Source organism: Clostridium hydrogeniformans DSM 21757 (assembly GCF_000686705.1).
In the GTDB taxonomy this organism is placed as follows: Bacteria; Bacillota; Clostridia; order Clostridiales; family Clostridiaceae; genus Clostridium_Z; species Clostridium_Z hydrogeniformans.
In genome coordinates this window covers 16,540-31,984 of record NZ_KK366006.1, presented here as the reverse complement: position 1 = coordinate 31,984, position 15,445 = coordinate 16,540, and the positions used below count along the sequence as shown (strand labels likewise).

The following is a 15,445-nucleotide window of genomic DNA, read 5'->3' as shown; positions in this document are numbered from 1 at the left end:
TTAGAAATGAGAGTAGATGCAGAGCACGGAGCTTGCCAGGGTAAGAAGGATTTAGCAACATTAGCTAAACAATTAAATTTAGATGCAATCCATGATACAGTACACGAAATGTGTAAAGATGAAGCTAGACATGGACAAGCATTCAAGGGCTTATTAGCAAGATACTTTGGAAATAAATAAAAATAAATAGATTTTTAAAGGTCTCTTCTTAAGATAATAACTTAAGAAGAGATCTTTTTATTGCATAAAATTTATGCAATATATAAAACCGTAGAGAAATATAGTACATAAATTATATTACTTTTAGCATGGTAGAATTATAAATTTTCTGAGAATAATTTATTAATGGGAAAAAATGAATAATATAAAGTTATATGGTAAATATAATAGATAGATTTACGGAGTTGACTATGATATTCAGACTAAAGACTTATTTAAATAATCATATGTTATTAAAGAAAGATAAGGAGGAATTATGGAATACTTAAAAATTAAGAAAAAGAAAGGTTTTACTTTAGTAGAGCTTTTAGCAGTTATGGGTATATTAGCTATTCTAGCAGCAATTTTAGTTCCCAGTGTAAATTCATATATTGTAAGAAGTAGAAAGACTGCTATAATAGTCCAAGCAAGAGAGGTGGTAAATGCCATAGAGATATATAATTTAACATCAACTTCCGCAATTAAAATAGGAGTTAATAGTGATCCAAAGGTATCAGATTTACCTTCAAATATAAAGGAGTATATTGGAGAAGATGGATCAGATAAAATTAAAGAAGCTAAGTTATCAGAGGTGTACACAATATATAAAAATGTAAAGGGAGATATTATAGATAGGATAGAATTAGGGGATAACAATACCTTTAAGAGTCTTAAGGATAAGTAGAAAAACTTATAGGAATTAAATAAAGGATAATAATGATTTTAATAGAAAATAATATTTAAAAATAAATGAAGGTAGGAAGTTTATGATAATATTATTGTTGGTTTTAGGCCTTATAATGGGAAGCTTTTTTAATGTATGCATATACAGAATACCTAGGGAGGGAAGTATATGCTATCCCCCATCCCATTGTAGTAATTGCAGTTCTACTTTAAGGATAAGAGACATTATCCCTTTATTGAGCTATATGTACCTAAGAGGAAGGTGTAGATATTGTGATGAAAAAATTTCTCTTACCTATCCTATAATTGAGGTAACTACGGCCTTAGTTTATATGATTTTATATTATAAGTTTTCTTTATCTATAGAGTTTTTTAAATATAGCTTTTTATGGTCTATACTTATGGTTTCAGCTATTATAGATTATAGAACCCAATATGTATACGAATCAATATCTAAAGTAGGATTTATAGGAGGAATATTTTTTTCCTTAATAAACTTAATTTATGGTGGTAGAATAGATCATATACTGTTATCCCTAATAATACCATTAGTATTTTTAGGGGGTATAATCCTTTTAACTAGAAAAATAGAAGCTCTTGGCCTTGGGGATTTAGAATTATTTATAATTGCAGCTTTATACCTGAGTCCAACAACTATGGTAGTGGCCTTATTTTTATCAGTGGTTTTGGGAGGGATAATAGCTATGGCCTATTTACTAAAGGGATACAAGAGAAAAAGTATAGCCTTTGTTCCTTATATAGCTTTAGGGACTTTTCTTGCATTGATTTTTGAAGAAAAAATAATTAGATGGTACTTTACCATTACCTTATAATTATAATTTTTTATTAAGTCATCTTAAAGTTAAAATTAAAATATTAAAATAAATAAGATTTAATTATTATTAAGATAATATTATGGGTATTTAGGAGTATAATTAATAAAAAAAGTTTTTTATTAATTATACTTTTTTAATTATTTGAAAAAAATATAATAGGGGTAATTGACATAGAGCATAAAAATTTATACAATAATATAAATGAAGTAAAAATGAGAGAGGGATAATATCATTTTTACATATTGGATGAAAGAAAAATTTCAATAATAAAATATAGTTACTCATATATACCCTGAATATGGCAGGGAGTATCTACCGGAAACCTTAAATTTCTGACTATGAGTGATATTAGTTTGCTGTACCAAAAAGTATAGGCATATTAATTTCACTTTTAGTTAGTTAGATAATTATAATGAAATTAATATGCCTTTGTTTTGCATAAAAAAATTTATTAAGACAAGCTAATATAAGTAATAGGGAGGAAAAAACCATGGCAAAAATAATAAAAACAGCATATACATTTGATGATGTTCTATTAGTACCAAATAAATCAGAGGTTTTACCAAAAGAGGTGACTTTAGAAACAAATCTTACAAAGACTATAAAATTAAATTTACCTCTTATCAGCGCAGGAATGGACACTGTAACAGAGTCAAAAATGGCAATTGCCATGGCGAGAGAAGGCGGAATAGGAATAATACATAAGAATATGAGTATAGAGGCTCAAGCTAGTGAAGTTGATAGAGTTAAGAGACAAGAGAATGGAGTCATAACTAATCCATTCTATCTTCATCCAGATAATATAATACAAGATGCTTTGAATTTAATGAGTAAATATAGAATATCTGGAGTTCCTATTACAGTTGACGGAAAACTTGTAGGAATACTTACAAATAGAGATATAATATATGAAGATGATTATAATAAGAGAATAGAAGAAGTTATGACTAAAGAAAATTTAATAACAGCATCAGAAGGAACCACATTAGAGGAAGCAAAAGAGATACTTAAAAAACATAAGATAGAAAAGCTTCCTTTAGTGGATAAAGATAATACTTTAATTGGACTTATAACTGTTAAAGATATAGAAAAGGCAAGGATATTCCCAAATTCAGCTAAGGATTCTAAGGGAAGACTTTTGTGTGGGGCAGCAGTTGGAGTTACTGGGGATATGATGGAGAGAGTTGAAGCTCTAGTTAAAGCTGATGTAGATGTAATAACCATAGATACTGCTCATGGTCATTCAAGAGGAGTTCTAGAGGCTGTTAAGAAGATAAAGGTAATATATCCAGACCTTCAAATAATTGCAGGAAATATAGCTACAAAAGAAGCTACAAGAGATTTAATTGAAGCAGGCGCAGATTGCATTAAAGTAGGAATAGGACCTGGATCAATTTGCACTACGAGAGTTGTAGCAGGAGTAGGAGTTCCTCAGCTTACAGCAGTTATGGATTGTGTTGAAGAAGGAAAGAAACATGGAATCCCAGTAATTGCAGATGGAGGAATTAAATACTCAGGAGATATAGTTAAAGCTTTAGCAGCAGGTGCAAGCGTAGCTATGATGGGATCGATGTTTGCAGGATGTGAAGAAGCGCCTGGAGAGATTGAAATATATCAAGGAAGAAGCTATAAGGTTTATAGAGGAATGGGATCATTAGGAGCAATGGCATCAGGAAGTAAAGATAGATACTTCCAAGAAGGGAATAAAAAACTTGTTCCAGAGGGTGTAGAAGGAAGACTTGCATATAAGGGATATGTATCAGAAACTATATATCAGTTATGTGGAGGGATAAGATCAGGAATGGGATATTTAGGAGCTAAAACTCTTAATGACTTATATGAGACTGCAAACTTTGTGGTTCAAACTTCAGCAGGACTTAGAGAGAGTCATCCACATGATATAAATATCACTAAAGAAGCACCAAATTACAGTGTTAAATAGCAATGAAGTTTTATTCTAGGATTTTATAACTATGAACTTAAGTATATTAGGGATTATAGTTATAAAGTTTCTAGGTTAGTTTAGATACTGAGGTTTTACTTTACTTTAATTAAACTTTAAGGGAGATAAAGAATGAATAGAGATTTAGTTTTAATTGTAGATTTTGGCGGACAGTATAATCAGTTAATAGCTAGACGTGTAAGAGAATGCGGGATATATTGTGAAATAATACCTTACTCTTACTCTTTAGATAAAATAAAAGCGAAAAATCCTAAGGGAATAATATTTACAGGAGGACCTAATTCAGTTTATGGTGAAGGGGCTCCAAGATTAGATGAAGAGATATTTTCTTTAAATATTCCTATACTAGGTATATGTTATGGAGACCAATTAATGGCTCATACTCTTAAGGGAGAGGTAAAGTCAGCAGAAATTAGGGAATATGGAAAGACAGAAGTAAACTTAGATGAAAACTCACCTTTATTTAAAGGGATGAAAAATATAGATAGCTGTTGGATGAGTCACACTGACTTTATATCAAAGGCTCCAGAAGGATTTAAGATAATAGGATATACAGATAAATGTCCTGTGGCTGCAATGGAGAACCAAGAGAAAAAGCTTTATGGAGTGCAGTTCCACCCAGAGGTTGAGCATACTTTATTTGGAAAGAAAATGCTTGAGAATTTCTTATATGAAATTTGTAAGTTAGATAAACAATGGACAATGGCATCCTTTGCAGAAGAGAAAATAAAAGAAATAAAGTCCTTAGTGGGAGATAAGAAGCTTATATGTGCATTATCAGGCGGAGTTGACTCATCAGTTGCAGCAGTTTTAATACATAAAGCTGTGGGAAAACAATTAACTTGTATCTTTGTTGATCATGGTCTTCTTAGAAAAGATGAAGGAGATCAAGTGGAAAAGATATTCAAAGAGCAGTTTGATATGAACCTTATAAGAGTAAATGCACAGGAGAGATTCCTTGGTAAGTTAAAAGGAGTTTCAGACCCTGAGAGAAAGAGAAAGATAATTGGAGAAGAGTTTATAAGAGTATTTGAAGAAGAAGCAAATAAACTTGGAGAGATAGATTTCTTAGTTCAAGGAACTATATATCCAGATGTAGTTGAAAGCGGAACAGATACTTCAGCAGTAATAAAGAGTCACCATAATGTTGGAGGACTTCCAGAAGATATGGACTTTAAACTTATAGAACCATTAAGAGAACTATTCAAAGATGAGGTTAGAGCAGTTGGGGAAGAACTTGGAATTCCACATAATTTAGTGTGGAGACAACCGTTCCCAGGACCAGGTCTTGCAATAAGAGTTCTTGGAGAGATTACAGAAGAAAAACTTCATATAACAAGGGAAGCAGATGCAATATTTAGAGAAGAAGTTGCAATAGCAGGTCTTGAGGGAAAGATATGGCAATACTTTGCATGTCTTCCTAATATAAAATCTGTTGGAGTAATGGGAGATGAGAGAACGTATTGTCATACTGTAGCATTAAGAGCAGTAACATCTTCTGATGGAATGACTTCAGATTGGGCACAAATACCTTATGAAGTTTTAGACAAGGTTTCAAGAAGGATAGTAAATGAGGTTGAGGGAGTTAATAGAATCGTTTATGATATAACTTCAAAGCCACCATCAACAATAGAATGGGAATAGAAAAAAATGGCAGTTAAAAAACTGCCATTTTTTTATTGTATAACAATATGAAGAAAAAGTATAGGTTTAAAGATTCTTAAATTAACAAAAATTCATAATTATTTTTACAAATTTAAGTTTTAGCCTTTCATACCTATAAACAAAGTAATAATAAATAGGTAATGATTTTATTTAAATGTTAATAAAATCAAGAAAAAAATAAAGAATTAATAAGGATAAAGAAGTAAAAACATTTACAAAAGCTATATTGGTTGTTATAATATCCATTGTAAACTAAATTTGGTTTACAGCTTTATTTTATTTTTAATTTTACTTTATGTGGTATGTTTAAACGTTAAGGAGATTATGTATTTTTGAGGGGGTAGGAGTAAATAGGGTATTTCATAAACAAATGATAATTTTATTAAGAGAATGTATATTGTATTTGAGCGGAATAAACATCAATATATAAACATCTTAGGTAACAATATATTTTAATATTATTTATTTTTTATTTTTTTATTTTAATTGGAGTTGTTTAGAGTTAAGAAAAATAGGGAGTTAAGAAGAAAATCTTTCATATGATGAAAGATTTTCTTCTTTTTCATTTAAGCCTTTTTATTAATATGAAAGATTAATACCTTAGAACATATTCAATGATATTTTAATTTCTAAAGTGAATTATGCAATATAATATCCACAGTCTAAAAAAAGTATTAATTTAAATTGTCTTAGTGGTTTTAGGAATCATGGGGAAAAATTGAGATAAGTTTAGAGTTCATTGTGGATATATATAGAGTTAATAAAAGTAAAATTAGTTTATTTCATCTAATGGTTATATTATAAAAATTATTTTAGGAAAGAAGGTTTGCCACCATATTTAGACAATGATTTAGTTTATAATGTAAAAAAATAATATTATTAGCTAAATATTAAAATTTTCACATTAGTTATAAAATATAATTTGACAAAAGGAATTATGAAATTTTGTATTTGAAATAATTCATAAAGTGAAAATAAGTAAGTATTTCTAATTAAGTAATAAATTAAATATAAGGATACATAAGATGTTAAGATAAGAAGAAATAAACTTATGTTTTAATAATGTAAAATATAAGTTTATACATAAAGTAAAAAATAGTATACATAGAAAAAACGTAAAAAAACAAAATACTATTGAAAAAAACTCTGAAATATGGTATAAATTTTAATAAATTACAAATCAACTTAAGCTAAAATCTATTCAATATGCAAATGGTTAATTTAGACATAATTAGCATTCAAATAATAAATTCCAATAATACCAATTAACAAAAGTTTATAGATTTCCATAAATTAATAAAATTATATTAATAATATTAACTAAAATTACATAAATAGTATTTACAATATAGTAACTTATAAACTATAATATTCCACAAGATGAAGGTTGAGATTAATGTGTAACTAATTTACTGAATATTAAATAAGTTGTTTATGTTGCCTTATGGCAATATTTATATAAATCTTTAATTAATAAACATTTTAAAGAGGGGGATATTTAAGTATGAATAAGAAAAAAATTATGGCAACCATGGCAGGGATAATGACATTATCTGTTGCTTTAACTGCTTGTGGAAGCAGTGAGAAAAAGCCTAATAAGGGAAATGAAGTCCAGGAGGACCAAACTAAAAATCAGATAACTGTAATTGAGGCTACAAATAAGGATAAGGTGCCGGCTAAGGCAAAGGAAAGAAAGGATACTTTAATAATTGGATTAGGGCAACCAGATGGAGTATTTAACCCATTATATTCAGATTCAGCTTATGATACTGAAGTAAATAGAGTTTTATTTAGTAAAATGTTAGCTCATACAGAAGATGGACAGCTAAAAGAACATTTAACTGATATGCCAAAGGTTTCAGATGATAAGAAGACATACACTTTTAAAATTAAGGATGGAGCAAAGTGGAGTGATGGACAGCCTATAACAACCGATGATATAGAATTGTCTTTCAAAATTATGTGTGACAAAACTTACACTGGTCCTCAGGATATGCCTTCTCTTAAGCTTAAAGGATGGAAGGATTACAATGAAGGAAAGTCTGATAAGATAGAAGGAATTAAAAAAATAGATAAGCAAACAATTGAGTTTACTGTAGATGAAGGGACTGCTTTAACAAAGGAATTAATCAATATTGAGCCGCTTCCAAATCACTATTATGGAAAGACATATAAACAAGGATCTGCTAACTTGGTAGAAGAGCTTCATAGAAAGCCAGAAGTAACCTCAGGAGCATATAAATTTGCAAGCTTTAAAGAAGGACAAGAGGTTGTCCTTAAGGCAGATGAAAATTATTTTAAGGGAAAAGCTAAAATTGAAAATATTATATTTAAGGTTGTTACAGATAAGACAGTGTTAGCACAGGTGGAATCAGGAGAAGTAGATTTTGCTAATTTAACTATAGATGAGGATAACGTAGAGCAATTAAAAGGTATGGAGTTTGTTAACATTAATTATTATCCAAACAATGGATATGGATATGTTGGATTGAATTTACTTGGGGACTCTAAGTTAAAAGATGTTAAGGTTCGTCAGGCTTTAGCTCATGGATTAAATAGACAAGAGTTAGTTGAAAAAGTATTTGGTAAATATGCAGATAACATGAATGTTCCTCAATCTAAGCTTTCTTGGGCATATCCAAAGGATGCAAAGATGGAAGAATATAAATATGATAAAGAAAAGGCTCAAAAGCTTTTAGAAGAAGCAGGATGGAAGAAGAATTCAAGTGGAAAGCTTGAAAAGGATGGTAAGGTATTTACTTTAAAATTCTTACAAACAGCTAATTCAGATGTTCCAACTACCTTAGTACCAATAGCTAAAAAATGTTATGAGGATCTTGGAATAGAGTTTATTGCAGAACAGTTAGACTTCCCAACTTTAAGAAAGAAGTTAGATGATGCTAAGGCAGGAAAGCCTAATGCAGACTATGATATGTATTTCATGGCATGGGTATTAACTCCAGAACCAGATGCTACTACTATATTTACTTCTAAGGGAACTCAAAATAGAACAGGATATGCAAATCCTAAGGTTGATGAACTTATGGAAAAGGCAACAAAAGAATTTGATGTTGAAAAAAGAAAAGAACTATATAAGGACCTTTATATAGAATTAAATAAGGATCTTCCATATATATATATGTATCAAAGAAGCAATGGCTTTGCTGTAAGTTCAAGAGTTAAAAACTTTAAGGATAGTGCTTACGTGCAATATGGAATGAATATAGGTAGTTTTGAGTTAGAATAATTTTAAGATTCTATACCCGAGGAAAACTCGGGTATAGTTTTAAAAATTTTAAAGAAGTGGGGGAGTAACATGAGACAATATATAGCTAGAAGATTGCTTGAGATGATACCAGTTATTATTGGGATATCCTTTTTACTATTTATAATTTTTTCTATGTCACCAGGGGATGCTGTGGATAATATACAGAATCCAAACTTATCACAAGAAAGAATTTTAGAGATGAAAAAACAGTATGGATTAGTAGGTAATCCAGTGGAGAGATATATAAATTGGGCTAAAAAGGCGGTACAATTCGATTTTGGTAAATCTATAAAACATAAGGAAGATGTTTCAAAGGTAATAGGTTCCTATGTGTGGAACTCTTTTTATTTATCCTTGGCATCATTCTTGTTAAGTGTAATAATTGCGGTGCCCATTGGGGTTATATCTGCTACTAAGCAGTATTCAATTTTTGATAAGTTTTTTACGATTTTTGCTCTTCTTGGAATATCAATACCTTCATTCTTCTTTGGTATGGTGCTGATAAAAGTATTTGCCTTGGGATTTGAGGCATTTCCTGTATCAGGAATGAGAAGTGCTGGAATGAATTACACAGGAATTAAAGATATTTTAGATGTGGCCCATCATATGGTTTTACCTACCATAGTTTTAACTTTAGGTAGTGTTGCTTCATTAATGAGGTATACCAGAACTTCTATGCTTGAAGTTATAAGGCAAGATTATATGAGAACGGCAAGGTCAAAGGGACTTAAAGAAAAGATAGTAATATATAAGCATGGACTTAGAAATGCCCTTATACCTATAATAACCATTTTAGGCATTTGGCTACCAGGGCTTTTTGGAGGAGCTATCCTTACAGAGCAGGTTTTTGGATGGCCAGGCATAGGGAAGGTTGCTGTAGAGGCAATAGGAGCAAGGGATTACACTCTACTTATGGGATTTGAGGTGCTATTAGCTGTATTAACCTTATTAGGTAACTTAATAGCTGATATAAGTTATGCACTAGTAGATCCAAGAATCAGGCTGAAGTAGGGAGGATTATTATGAGTGAAAATAAAAACCTTAACATAGATAAAAATATTGTAATAAAAAATAATAAAGAGAATATAGAGTCGCCATGGAAAGTAGTTTGGAAAAGGCTTAAGAAAAACAAACTAGCTATAATGGGATTTATAATTCTTACATGTATGATAATATTCTCAGTTCTTGGACCTTTAGTATATGAACTTATAAAAGGCTATGATGCTTATGATTTTGCGGGAAGCAAATTTGAATCACCTTCATCAGAGTTTTTACTTGGAACAGATAATTTAGGACGTGATATACTAGCAAGAACTATGCTTGGAGGAAGAAAGTCTTTGTTTGTAGGGGTTGTTGCAGTAGTAATACAAGTAACCTTAGGAACAAGTCTTGGAATATTGGCAGGATATTATGGGGGAATATTAGATAATATAATTATGAGAATAGTGGATGTATTTATGAGTATACCAAGTCTTCCGCTTCTAATAATACTAGCAGCGGTGCTTTCAGATATGAATTTTCCACCAGATATGAGGATTTATGTGGTAATGTTCATTATTGGATTTTTGGCTTGGCCAAGTCTTTGTAGATTGGTCAGAGGTCAGGTTTTATCCATAAGAGAGCAAGAATATATGCAAGCCACAGATGCGCTAGGTATAAGAGATAGTAGAAAAATGTTTAAGCATATATTACCTAATGTTATACCAGTTATTATAGTTTCAGCTACTTTAAGTTTAGGCGGTAATATATTACAAGAGGCATCGTTAAGTTATTTAGGGCTTGGTGTTATAGCCCCTACTCCTACTTGGGGAAATTTGATTCAAGAGGTTAATAACCTTTATAACTTAAAGAATAGGCTTTGGCTTTGGGTTCCACCTGGAATATGTATATTCTTAACCGTTATGGGTATTAACTTATTTGGTGATGGGTTAAGAGATGCAATAGATCCAAAGCTTAAGAAGTAAGGAGGGGGAACCATGGCAAAAACTTTAGTTGAATTTAAAAACTTAAAAACATATTTTTATACAGAAGATGGTGTTGTAAAGGCAGTTAATGATGTTAGTTTTAAGATAAAGGAAGGGGAAACCGTAGGTATAGTTGGAGAGTCAGGGTGCGGAAAGTCAGTAACATCCATGTCTCTAATGAGACTTATACCTAATCCTCCAGGAAAAATAGTAGATGGAGATATACTATTTGAGGGAAAAAGTGTTCTTTCATTACCAGAGAGCGAAATGAGAGAAATAAGAGGAAATAAGATGTCGGTTATTTTCCAAGAGCCTATGACATCCTTAAACCCAGTATTTACTGTAGGTGATCAAATATCAGAAGCAGTAATACTTCATCAAAAGCTTTCAAAGGCTGAAGCTAGGGAAAAAGCAATAGAAATGATAAATCTTGTTGGAATACCAAGGGCTAATGAAATAGTGGATGCCTATCCTCATGAATTATCCGGTGGTATGAGACAGAGAATAATGATAGCTATGGCCCTATCTTGTAATCCAAAGCTTTTAATAGCAGATGAGCCAACTACTGCCCTTGATGTTACAATACAAGCTCAAATTTTAGATCTTATGAGAAATATTAAAGAGAAGCTTAACACTTCAATAATGCTTATAACTCATGACCTTGGAGTTGTGGCAGAAATGTGTGATTATGTTGTGGTTATGTATGCAGGAAAGGTAGCAGAAGAATCAACTGCTTACGGCATATTTAAAAATCCAATGCATCCTTACACTAAGGGGCTTTTAAAATCAAAGCCTTCATTAAATGGTAAAGAGGGAGAAAAGAAGCTCTACTCAATACAAGGACAAGTACCAAATCCAATAGGTATGCCAGAGTATTGCTACTTCTGTGATAGATGTGATCAGGCTTTTGAGAAATGTAGGCAAGAAATACCACCTTTATTTGAGGCGGAACCAGGACATAAGGTAGCTTGCTGGCTTTATGAGGGGGGAAAATAAATGGCTAAGGAAACAATATTAAAGGTAGATAATTTAAAAAAGTACTTCCCTATTAGAGCAGGGGTTATTCAAAAAACTGTTGGTCATGTAAAGGCAGTGGATGGAGTTTCTTTTGAAATAAAAAAAGGAGAAACCTTAGGACTTGTCGGAGAGTCAGGGTGTGGAAAGTCTACTACAGGAAGAACTATATTAAGACTTTTAGAAAAGACTGAGGGAAGAGTAGAGTTCAATGGCGTTGATCTTCATTCTCTAAAAAGAGAAGAAATTAGAAAAATGAGACCTAAAATGCAAATAATATTTCAAGATCCTTATAGTTCTTTAAATCCAAGAATGACTGTTGGAGAAATCATAGGGGAATCTTTAATAGAGCATAAACTTGCAACTAGAAATGATGTAACCCAAAAGGTTTTAGATATTATGGGGATATGTGGACTAGCATCCTATCATATTAGAAGATATCCTCATGAGTTCTCAGGAGGACAAAGACAAAGAATTGGTATTGCAAGAGCTCTTGTTTTAAATCCTGAGTTTATAGTAGCAGATGAGCCAGTTTCTGCTCTAGATGTTTCTATACAATCTCAGATTATAAATTTACTTATGGAATCACAAGAGAACTATGGATTTTCATATTTATTTATATCCCATGACTTAAGTGTTGTAAAACATATATCTCATAGGGTAGGAGTTATGTATTTAGGATCTTTAATAGAACTTGCTCCTAAAAATGAATTATATGATAATCCACTTCATCCATATACAAAAGCATTGCTTTCAGCTGTGCCTATACCAGATCCTACATTAAAGAGGGATAGAATAATATTAACAGGAGATATACCATCCCCTGCAAAGCCACCATCAGGCTGTAAATTCCATACAAGATGTCCATACACCATGGATATTTGTAAGAGCGAGATACCTGAATATAAAAATGTGGGAAAAGAACATTTTGTTGCATGTCACTTAGTTAAATAATAAGCTAAGCACTTTCTTAATATATGGCTCTTGTGAAGTTTATATTTACAAGAGCCTTTAAAAAAAGTGATATGTACATAAACTTAAAACTCTATAAAGACTTTTAAAAGAAAGGGACAATTACATAGGTGTATAAGTAGAAACTAATTATATTAGAAGACTTATTTAATAAAGAGTTTCTAATAATTAAAATTAAGTTTTATTTGGTAGAGATTTAATATGGAAGGTGGGGCTATATAATGTATAATGACTTTTTAAATAATAGTGATGAGAAAAAAGAGAAATTATCCTTTAAGGATTTTATTGCAATAGTTATAGCACAGTATTCTATTCTTTTACCCATAGTGCTTATAGCATTTTTAATTTGGGGTGGACTAATTTGGTTTGTTGTAAATGTGCTAATGGGTGGTTAGAAGTAATGGGGCTGTCGAACTAAGAATAAATACTACAATATATTGTGATGATTTTAAATTTGTAAATCAATATATTGTATGTAAATTCTTTAGTGCGACAGCCCCATTTTATTTTAATTTAAATAAATGAAAACATTTAAAAAAATTTTATCTATAAATATTCACAAAATAGGAAGAATAAAAAGGAATAATAGTATTGAAAATTGAATATAAATTCATATTGAAGTTAAATGGAGGTATAAGGATGAAGAAAATAAATCTTGATTTATCAAAGGTAAAGAATTTTATATCACAGCAAGAATTAGAGTATATGGCTCCAATGGTAAAAGAAGCACATAATATGCTCCATGAAAAAACTGGAGCAGGAAGTGGCTTTTTAGGATGGGTTGATCTTCCAGAGAATTATGATAAAGATGAGTTTCATAGAATAAAGAAGGCATCAGAAAAAATAAAGAAAAATTCTGATGTTTTAATCGTTATAGGAATAGGTGGGTCTTATTTAGGAGCAAGAGCAGCTATAGAGATGCTTAATCACTCATTTTTTAATGTTATATCTAAGGAGAAAAGAAAAGCTCCTAAGGTATTCTTTGCAGGAAATAATATAAGTTCTACATATATAAGTGAACTTTTAGATTCAATTGAAGGATTAGATGTATCTGTTAATGTCATTTCTAAATCAGGTACTACAACAGAGCCAGCCATTGCCTTTAGAATATTAAAAGATTATATGGAAAAGAAATATGGAAAAGAAGAAGCAAGGGAAAGAATATTTGCAACTACTGACAAGGAAAGAGGAGCATTAAAGACTCTTGCAGATAGCGAAGGATATGAAACATTTGTAATTCCAGATGATGTAGGAGGAAGATTCTCAGTTTTAACATCAGTAGGGCTTCTACCAATAGCTGCATCAGGAATAGATATAGAAGATATGATGAGAGGAGCTAGAGAAGCTAGAGAAGCTTATAATAGCTCTAATATAGAAGAGAATGACTGTTATAAATATGCTGCTACTAGAAATGCTCTTTATAGAAAAGGTAAGAATATTGAAATTCTTGTAAATTATGAACCATTATATCTTCATTACTTTGGAGAGTGGTGGAAGCAGTTATATGGAGAAAGTGAAGGTAAAGATAATAAGGGAATATTCCCAGCAGCAGTTGATTTTTCAACAGACCTTCACTCTATGGGCCAATTTATACAAGAAGGATCAAGAAACTTATTTGAGACTGTAATAAATGTAGAAAAGTCTAAGAAGGAAGTTACAATTGAAGAAACAGAAGATAACTTAGATGGATTAAACTTCTTAAAAGGAAAATCAATAGATTTTGTAAATGAGAAGGCTTTCCAAGGTACTGTTATTGCACATAATGATGGAGGAGTTCCAAATATAATATTAAATGTTCCAGAACTTTCACCATATTATTTTGGATACTTAGTATACTTCTTTGAGAAGGCATGTGGAATAAGTGGATATCTTCTTGGGGTAAATCCTTTTGATCAACCAGGTGTTGAGGCTTATAAGAAAAATATGTTTGCATTACTTGGAAAACCAGGCTTTGAAGATTTAAAGAAAGAACTTGAAGAAAGACTATAATATGAGAATTATTGTAGATGGAGATGGATGTGCAGGAAAAGAGGTTATAGAAAGCCTAGCTAAAGAATTTAGTGTAGTTCTTAAGTTATTTTGTAGCTATAACCATAGCATCACTCTTAAATACGGTGAGGTTAAATATATAGATCCATCTTTTCAAAGTGTAGATATGGTAGTTTTTAATGAATGTAAGTCTGGAGACATAGTTATAACCCAAGACTTTGGAGTAGCAGCTATGGTTCTCTCTAAGGGAGTATATTCTATTAGTCCTAAGGGATATATATTTAGTGATAATAATATGGATAGACTTCTCTTTGAAAGACACATAGGAAGCAAAGTTAGAAGAGGTGGAGGGAGAACTAAAGGTCCTAAGAAAAGAACATCAGAAGATGATGAAAGACTTTATAAGAACCTAAAATATTTAATAGAAAAGAGAGCTGGAGATTAATCCAGCTCTCTTTAATTTAAAATATACAAAACATAGGAATAAAAAATTATCGTCTTTCTATATGATTAGAAACGGTCTTAGGTATTTCGGGGAACAATATACCATTATCTATTCTTTGATCATAGGGTGGCATGTTAGAAGGAAGAGATTCTAGTTTATTATATTTTCCTTCCTCGTCCTCAAGATGGTAGTCTATAAAAGTTCCCTTTGTAAATCCTGGCATATAAATCACCTCCTTATTATATTTTCCCTTAAGAAATTAGAATATTCTTTGAAAAATTTGCATAAATATATAATTTGCACAAATACTATTGTTACAAAATATGGAATTAGTGTATAATAAATATATAATTTCTTTTAAAATTGAGTCAATATAAGTTTAGAGGTAATTAACTTGAGTTTTTAATTTGATTTAGCTATAAAGTGTAGAATAAAGGTTTATGTTAA

14 protein-coding genes and 1 riboswitch are annotated in these 15,445 nt (G+C 30.9%); of the genes, 13 read left to right on the top strand and 1 reads right to left on the bottom strand.

What is annotated here, in order from left to right:
- The 13 genes from BR69_RS22235 to BR69_RS0118775 all read left to right on the top strand — a co-directional run.
- Positions 1-180, top strand: a 180-nt coding sequence (locus BR69_RS22235) for a ferritin family protein (protein ID WP_479723104.1), incomplete at its 5' end; no start/stop codon positions are given.
- A 295-nt stretch (positions 181-475) separates the two neighbouring features.
- Positions 476-883 carry a type IV pilin protein gene (locus BR69_RS21310; RefSeq protein ID WP_051623696.1) on the top strand — a complete coding sequence of 136 codons (408 nt, stop codon included), beginning with the start codon at positions 476-478 and terminating at the stop codon, positions 881-883.
- Positions 884-965: 82 nt separating this feature from the next.
- Complete coding sequence (locus BR69_RS0118825; RefSeq protein ID WP_027634583.1) at positions 966-1,715, top strand: prepilin peptidase; 750 nt, start codon at positions 966-968, stop codon at positions 1,713-1,715.
- A gap of 264 nt (positions 1,716-1,979) precedes the next feature.
- Positions 1,980-2,077, top strand: a riboswitch (purine riboswitch).
- A gap of 131 nt (positions 2,078-2,208) precedes the next feature.
- On the top strand, positions 2,209-3,660 hold the full coding sequence (guaB, locus tag BR69_RS0118820; protein WP_027634582.1) for an IMP dehydrogenase: 1,452 nt from the start codon (positions 2,209-2,211) through the stop codon (positions 3,658-3,660).
- A 132-nt stretch (positions 3,661-3,792) separates the two neighbouring features.
- Positions 3,793-5,325 (top strand): glutamine-hydrolyzing GMP synthase, encoded by a 1,533-nt coding sequence (gene guaA / locus BR69_RS0118815; RefSeq protein ID WP_027634581.1) that lies wholly within the window; start codon positions 3,793-3,795, stop codon positions 5,323-5,325.
- A 1,525-nt stretch (positions 5,326-6,850) separates the two neighbouring features.
- Positions 6,851-8,593 (top strand): ABC transporter substrate-binding protein, encoded by a 1,743-nt coding sequence (locus BR69_RS0118810; protein ID WP_027634580.1) that lies wholly within the window; start codon positions 6,851-6,853, stop codon positions 8,591-8,593.
- Between the two features lie 69 nt (positions 8,594-8,662).
- Positions 8,663-9,625 carry an ABC transporter permease gene (locus tag BR69_RS0118805; RefSeq protein WP_027634579.1) on the top strand — a complete coding sequence of 321 codons (963 nt, stop codon included), beginning with the start codon at positions 8,663-8,665 and terminating at the stop codon, positions 9,623-9,625.
- An 11-nt stretch (positions 9,626-9,636) separates the two neighbouring features.
- Positions 9,637-10,578, top strand: coding sequence for an oligopeptide ABC transporter permease (gene opp4C, locus BR69_RS0118800; protein ID WP_034850155.1), 942 nt, complete (start codon positions 9,637-9,639; stop codon positions 10,576-10,578).
- A 12-nt stretch (positions 10,579-10,590) separates the two neighbouring features.
- Positions 10,591-11,574 (top strand): ABC transporter ATP-binding protein, encoded by a 984-nt coding sequence (locus BR69_RS0118795; RefSeq protein ID WP_027634577.1) that lies wholly within the window; start codon positions 10,591-10,593, stop codon positions 11,572-11,574.
- Positions 11,575-12,546, top strand: coding sequence for an ABC transporter ATP-binding protein (locus tag BR69_RS0118790; protein WP_027634576.1), 972 nt, complete (start codon positions 11,575-11,577; stop codon positions 12,544-12,546). It abuts the gene before it with no gap.
- A gap of 239 nt (positions 12,547-12,785) precedes the next feature.
- Complete coding sequence (locus BR69_RS22040; protein WP_162832185.1) at positions 12,786-12,959, top strand: hypothetical protein; 174 nt, start codon at positions 12,786-12,788, stop codon at positions 12,957-12,959.
- 244 nt (positions 12,960-13,203) lie between these two features.
- Positions 13,204-14,553, top strand: a complete 1,350-nt coding sequence (locus BR69_RS0118780; protein ID WP_027634575.1) for a glucose-6-phosphate isomerase — start codon at positions 13,204-13,206, stop codon at positions 14,551-14,553.
- A gap of 1 nt (position 14,554) precedes the next feature.
- Positions 14,555-14,998 carry a YaiI/YqxD family protein gene (locus BR69_RS0118775; protein WP_027634574.1) on the top strand — a complete coding sequence of 148 codons (444 nt, stop codon included), beginning with the start codon at positions 14,555-14,557 and terminating at the stop codon, positions 14,996-14,998.
- A gap of 46 nt (positions 14,999-15,044) precedes the next feature.
- Here the strand turns inward: BR69_RS0118775 and BR69_RS21910 are convergent, their stop codons facing one another.
- Positions 15,045-15,221, bottom strand: coding sequence for a hypothetical protein (locus BR69_RS21910; RefSeq protein ID WP_160169969.1), 177 nt, complete (start codon positions 15,219-15,221; stop codon positions 15,045-15,047).
- Positions 15,222-15,445: the final 224 nt, after the last annotated feature.